Origin of the sequence: Leptolyngbya sp. CCNP1308 (assembly GCF_034932455.1) — a bacterium.
Lineage (GTDB): Bacteria > Cyanobacteriota > Cyanobacteriia > Phormidesmidales > Phormidesmidaceae > Nodosilinea.
In genome coordinates this window covers 1-5,271 of record NZ_JAYGIH010000125.1, presented here as the reverse complement: position 1 = coordinate 5,271, position 5,271 = coordinate 1, and the positions used below count along the sequence as shown (strand labels likewise).

At 53.3% G+C, this 5,271-nt stretch carries 4 protein-coding genes and 1 pseudogene; 2 read left to right on the top strand and 3 right to left on the bottom strand.

Annotated elements, in window-relative coordinates:
• Positions 1 to 221, top strand: a pseudogene (locus VB780_RS31190) (photosystem II q(b) protein); the annotation flags it as partial.
• Positions 222 to 383: 162 nt separating this feature from the next.
• Here the strand turns inward: VB780_RS31190 and VB780_RS31185 are convergent.
• Both VB780_RS31185 and VB780_RS31180 read right to left on the bottom strand, forming a co-directional pair.
• Positions 384 to 1,730 carry a flavin-containing monooxygenase gene (locus VB780_RS31185; protein WP_323355088.1) on the bottom strand — a complete coding sequence of 449 codons (1,347 nt, stop codon included), beginning with the start codon at positions 1,728 to 1,730 and terminating at the stop codon, positions 384 to 386.
• Between the two features lie 15 nt (positions 1,731 to 1,745).
• Positions 1,746 to 2,567, bottom strand: a complete 822-nt coding sequence (locus VB780_RS31180; protein WP_323355087.1) for an SDR family NAD(P)-dependent oxidoreductase — start codon at positions 2,565 to 2,567, stop codon at positions 1,746 to 1,748.
• Between the two features lie 193 nt (positions 2,568 to 2,760).
• On the opposite strand from VB780_RS31180, the gene VB780_RS31175 reads away from it, so the two are divergent.
• Positions 2,761 to 3,384, top strand: coding sequence for a type I restriction endonuclease subunit R (locus tag VB780_RS31175; protein ID WP_323355086.1), 624 nt, complete (start codon positions 2,761 to 2,763; stop codon positions 3,382 to 3,384).
• Between the two features lie 305 nt (positions 3,385 to 3,689).
• On the opposite strand, the gene VB780_RS31585 is transcribed toward VB780_RS31175, so the two are convergent.
• A complete protein-coding gene (locus VB780_RS31585; protein WP_416349285.1) occupies positions 3,690 to 4,871 on the bottom strand; it encodes a TIR domain-containing protein in 1,182 nt (393 codons plus the stop codon).
• Between the last annotated feature and the right edge of the window lie 400 nt (positions 4,872 to 5,271).

Sequence of the window (5,271 nt, the reverse complement as noted above, 5' to 3'; positions counted from 1 at the left end):
TTGGCATCTGGTTCACCTCCCTGGGCATCAGCACCATGGCGTTCAACCTGAACGGGTTCAACTTCAACCAGTCGATCCTCGATAGCCAAGGTCGTGTGATTGGCACCTGGGCGGATGTGATCAACCGGGCCAACCTGGGTATGGAAGTGATGCACGAGCGCAATGCTCACAACTTCCCCCTCGACCTGGCTACGGCTGAGGCTCCTGAAATCATCGGCTAGTCCCTTGTGACTACCCCATTGATTGATTAGGCAAAAAGCGCTCCCTGCGGGGGGCGCTTTTGCGTTGGATGTTTCTAATCGTTTCTACGTTCCGCGTAGAAACGCGATCCACGGCGCTCCTGCGCCCTGAGAAAAAAGACGCAGAGCGTCTGGGGGGTCGTGTCAACGCAGAGCGTTGGCACGAGAGTCCGCGTCGGGGGCGGCCCCCGACATCGGCAACGGTTGATTGGCAAAGGTGGCTACCCTGCGATCGCAGCGCTTTGCCCGGTTCTCAAGCCAGCCCCAGCCCCAGCGCAGCAGATGGAGCTGGCGAAAAACCTGCTGGGGGTCAGACAGGTGAGTAGTGGGCAAGGGCGCGCCAATTTCTTTTAACACCAGCCCCAGAGGAATCTTAAGCTCATCCTGAAGCTTCAGCAGTCGGGCAAAGAGGGGGCCATAGGCGGCAATCAGCGACCCCACCCCACCCCTAGCCTGGCCCCAGCCGACAAACGCTAGGCCTTTGTAGTCGGGCAAAAACGCGCCGCCATAGCATTCCACCACCGCGCCCTTCACCCGCTGGAGGGCCGGGGGCAAAAACGGATAGGCGACATGAAACCCCGTGGCGCAGACGATCAGATCTACGGTTTCGACGCTGCCATCGACGAAATATACGCGATCGCCCTCTAGATAATCGACCTCGGGTTTGGGGGCGATGCGACCGTGCCGCAGATAGTAAGGGACTTCGTTATTCAGAGTGGGATGCTTGTCAAATAGGTGGTGCTGGGGCTGGGGCAAGCCATAGCTGGCGTGGGTGCCAAAGGTGAGGCGAATAATGCCATAGGTGATCAGCCGCTGGAACCATTCGGGCATCCAAATCTGGGCTAGGTCGGCCACGGCCACGCCCGCAAAACTTTTGGGAATAAACCACACCGAATCACGCAGGCTGAGAAACGCTTTTTCACTGACGCGGGCGGCTTCTGCCGCGATATCGCAGGCCGAGTTGCCGCCGCCGATGATGAGCACCCGCTTGCCCTGGAGCTGGCTGGGGCGGTGGTATTCTTTGGAGTGCAAAATCGGGCCGGTAAAGGTGCCCTTAAGGTCGGGGAAGCGCTTACACCAGTGGTGACCATTGCAGAGTACGACGCCTTTGTAGATGCGAGTTTCACCGTTTTGAAAGGTCACCTGCCAGCGGTTGTTCTCAATCGGGTGAATGGCGGTGACGCAGCGCTGCAACTCGATCGCGGCTTTTAGCTCAAAGTGATCGACAAAGCTGTGCAGATAGGCGTGCAGCTGACGGGCGCTGGGGAAGGGCGGATAGTCCGCTGGCATAGGGAAGTGGGTGAACTCTGTCACCATTTTGGAGGAAATGATGTGGGCGGTTTCGTACACGCCGTGGTGCCAGTTGCCGCCGATGTCGTCGCTGGCGTCAACCTGGTCGTAAGGAATGTTGGCGGCTTTGAGAGCCTGGGCCATGCCTAACCCAACAAAGCCTGCTCCGAGAATGAGTTGTTTTTCTTGCGTCTCGATCATAAATCCACCCACCCACTACCTTGATAGTTCACTGAGGCCGATTTGGCGGCTGATCCAATCGGGCAGGGCGGGCAGATAGCACTTGGCTAACCGCCCACTGGAGGCGATCGCATCGGGGAAGACCTCGGATTGGTTGCGCTCGATGGCGCGAATGGTGCGGGCCATGACCTTGACTGGATCGGTGGTGAGGGGTATGGGGACAGTTTTGTCGGCGCGATCCCACCGGCCAAAGCGAGGGCACTGGAGCATGGGGGTGCGGCTGAAGCAGGGGTAAACGGTGGTCACGTTGACATTGAAGGAGGCGACTTCGTGGCGCAGCCCTTCGCTAAACCCGCGCAGACCAAACTTGCTGGCGGCGTAGGCGGTCAGGCCGGGCATGGCGATCCACCCCGCCAGGGAAGAAATGTTGACGATGTGCCCCTGGCGGCGGGCCACCATATCGGCGGCAAAGCGGGTACTCAGGCGCATGGGGGTGATTAAGTTGACCTGCATGAGCTGTTCCCAATGCACGGCGGGGATGTCAACCATGTGGCCGAGGAGTGCGATACCGGCATTGTTGATCAGCACATCGATGGGCAAATTTAGCGACTGGGTCTGACTGTACAAGTCTTCGCAGCCAGCGGGAGTGGAGAGGTCGGCGCTGAGGCAAGCGACAATTTTGCCGGAGAGCTGGCCTAAGGTTGGCTGGAGCTGGTTGACCTGCGATCGCAGATCGATCTCAGGGCGATCGGTCAAAATTAAGCGGCTGCCCTTCAGCAGTAGCTGGCGGGTGAGTTCTTGGCCAAATCCCCCGGCGGCCCCGGTAATTAGCACCACCGCAGACTGAAGTTGAGTCATAGAGCAAGGGGTGGAAAATAGCGCGAGTCACCCTTACTAAAGCACACTGGACTTGGCTGTGGCCTACTCAACAACTATTAGTAATGTCGTTATTGGAGAGGGGCGATCGCCCATGGGCTGCGACAGAATGCTGGCCTGTGATATGACAGCATTCTGCCCATAGAATAAAAGCAAGCTGGTCAAGCGAGAGCCCATGACTCAATCTCTAGCTATTACCGACTATATTGATAGCCTTGCAGAGGCCGAAACTCGGTTTGGATTGTCCCATAGCGCTGATCCAGACTTTTTTACGGAGTGGTCAGCAGACCTGCCGCCCCTCACTTTAGCTGAGCGGCAGCGCCTAGATTTGATTAAGCAGCGCTATCTTTACCATCGCCAGTATGGTCACCTGCTCGAAGGAGGCGTAAATTTTATCGTCATCGCGCCTTTGCTAGAACTGGCAGGTTTCTACGACTCACCATTTCGGCTGCGCTCAGAGGCATCGATCCGCATTGAGATCGCCGATGAAGATGACACCGTTTACCAGGGCCGCATTGATAGTTTAATTGTGCAGGAGCATTTGTGGATTGTCTTGGTGGAGGCAAAACGCACCTCGTTTAGCATTGATGTAGCGTTACCCCAGGCTTTGGCATATATGGCTGCTGACCTGGATCGAGATCGCCCTACCTATGGACTGGTCAGCAATGGGGCCTATTCGATGTTTGTGAAGTTAGACCAAGCGCAGTACGGTTTCTCGGATGACTTTTCTCTAAATCGTCAGCGCAACGAACTTTACGGTGTTTTGAAAATTTTGAATTATCTGAAAACCCTGGCTTAAAGACTGTTCTGTCTGGGCTACCTCGGAGTTGGCGTTCATTTCTTCGCGCCGATTCTCTCAGAGGTCTTGCTGTAACAACAGCTGAGTTTCGAGCTTCTCATCTGCAGAAAAAATTTTGATGACTTAGAACCATCTGTTACCGGTTCTTAATATGATTTTCTTGTCAAGACTAACATGTGCAAGCGAAGGAACACAGGGTGAATTTTGACAAATACAAGGCATATGACTTACTACCTATGAATCGCACTCGTTTTTCAACTCGCTTAAGATAATCGTTGACGGTGTCACCCTATGGCTGCTGGGCTTCAACCATCTTTTTCTTGCTTTTTAAGACTTTCAACTTCTATCTTGGCAGATTCTTTTTTAAACTCCTCCTCAAACTCTCTAGAAGCATCTTGGAACCCTTTAACAGCCTTACCTAAACTACGGGCAATATCGGGTAGCTTCTTTGGCCCAAAAATTATTAACGGTATTAGAATCAGAGCAGCCATATCAAGCGATCCAAAGCCGAAAGCATTATCAGTATTATTATCTAGTGAAGTATTCGAACTGTTTATTTGAGAACTATTCTCTCCTTCAATCTTGTCACTGCTGATATTCTCGGCAGTACTTGAAAGGATATTGTCTGGGTGAATAGTAGGCTGAAAATCTGAATCAAAAAACCTGCTAACTGTAGATATCAAAGCTACAAGCCACCCGAGACTGCCTACTAGCGACCAAAGAACTTTTCGTCGGTTCAGAAAGTCTTTTGATGCTTCTTGTGAGTTGTCTGGTTCTTGCTGCTTCTTTTCTTGTTCCAATCCTTTATCTTCAGATCGCCGTTGCTCTGCGACAAGTCGTTCTTGCTCACGCCTTTTCTCTTCCAGCATTTTCTGAGCTTTTTTCTGGGCTTTGACCTGTTCCCGTTCGCGTTGTTCTTGAGCAAGTCTTTCGCGTTCTTGCCTCTCTCGCTCCCATCGGGCAGTTTCTTCCTGCTGTCGTTTCAGTTTCTCGGCTTCTCGTTCCTTTACCTCTATGGCTTCTCGTCGTTGGACATTTAAAGAGGCTACTACTTGGCGAATGCCTTCTTCCACATCAAAGAAAGCTTCGGCTTTGTCTTCCCATCGAGTGATGGGCTTACCATCTTTGGGTAAAGCCTGAAGTTGGCTGAAGTTGCTGTATTGCCACCCACAGGTTTCCAGGATGATAGGTATAACCTTGACGGTGCCTTCGTAGTGACGCTGCACCGCCCGCTGCATTTCGGTTTCGTAACAATAGTCTGAGGCCAGGAAGTGTCGGGTAATCAGCAGCAGCACGATATCAGCTTTTTCCAGGTTGGCTTTGATCTCAGCGGCCCACTCTGCTCCGGCTTCGATGTCGAGGTCTTGCCAGGTTTTGATTTTGCCTTCACGCTGGAGCAGCTTGAGATGGTAATCGACCAACTCATCTTTGAGCCTTTCATCGCGACGCGAGTAAGAGATAAATACGTCTAGCGCCTCGCCTGCCATGCCCTGTGCTGCTCATTCGGTTGCCCTATTATAGTTGCACTCTAACGGGTAACGTTTCCCTAGCTATCTACGGTTGACGGCGATCGCTCCCACCACTATCATCATCCATTAAGCCGTTTGACTTGTACGGTGGCCACACAGAACTCGAAAATCTTAGCGCTGTCCGTAGGTGGTGATGACACCAACAGACAGTTGCCTAAGCGAAGGGGTTTCCCCCTCCGCTCGGCTTCAAAACCGTGCGTGAGACTTTCACCTCACACGGCTCCTCAGCAGGTGAGTCGTTGTCATTCGTACGGAACGAGCGGTGACGACCTGCCCCATGTGCCTGGTCGTGGCAGTGACGGTGCAGCACTTGGAGATTATCCAGACGGTCGTCTTGATGACACCCGTTAATGTGGTG

Coding starts and splice junctions, on each gene's coding strand:
- VB780_RS31585 (WP_416349285.1), bottom strand. CDS start 4,871: ATGGCAGGCGAGGCGCTAGACGTATTTATCTCTTACTCGCGTCGCGAT.
- VB780_RS31180 (WP_323355087.1), bottom strand. CDS start 2,567: ATGACTCAACTTCAGTCTGCGGTGGTGCTAATTACCGGGGCCGCCGGG.
- VB780_RS31175 (WP_323355086.1), top strand. CDS start 2,761: ATGACTCAATCTCTAGCTATTACCGACTATATTGATAGCCTTGCAGAG.
- VB780_RS31185 (WP_323355088.1), bottom strand. CDS start 1,730: ATGATCGAGACGCAAGAAAAACAACTCATTCTCGGAGCAGGCTTTGTT.